Below are 567 nucleotides of genomic sequence, written 5' to 3' on the forward strand. Positions count from 1 at the left end.
TCTTTATTGATGACGACTTTTGCTACACCTTTCAAATCCGGTAGGGCGTACATGGTGTCCAAGAGGCAACGTTCGACGATAGAGCGCAGGCCGCGCGCACCGGTTTTACGTTCCATCGCCAGTTTGGCGATGCTGCGCAAGGCATCTTCTTCAAACTCAAGGCCGACATCTTCCATTGCAAACAAGGTTTGATATTGTTTGACTAAGGCGTTTTTCGGTTCGGTCAAAATGTTGACCAAAGCATCTTCGTCCAATTCTGCCAATGTGGCAATCACGGGCAGACGGCCGATAAGCTCGGGAATCAAACCGAATTTAATTAAGTCTTCAGGCTCGACTGTTTCAAACAGGGCTGAAATATCGGCGTTTTCATCTTTGCTGTGCACCGCCGCACCAAAGCCGATACCACCTTTTTCAGTACGTTGGCGGATGACTTTTTCCAAGCCGGCAAATGCACCGCCGCAGATAAAGAGGATGTTGGTGGTATCAACGTTGATGAATTCTTGGTTCGGATGTTTGCGGCCGCCTTGCGGAGGAACGCTCGCTACCGTGCCTTCAATCAGTTTCAGC

At 49.7% G+C, this 567-nt stretch carries 1 protein-coding gene; it reads right to left on the reverse strand.

Going from position 1 to position 567, the window contains the following annotated elements; translation table 11 throughout:
• Positions 1–567 (reverse strand): AAA family ATPase (locus tag ACTHUR_RS16685; RefSeq protein WP_440399803.1); only part of this gene is annotated, 567 nt, incomplete at both ends.

The sequence above is a fragment of the Neisseria sp. P0021.S007 genome, from assembly GCF_051956855.1.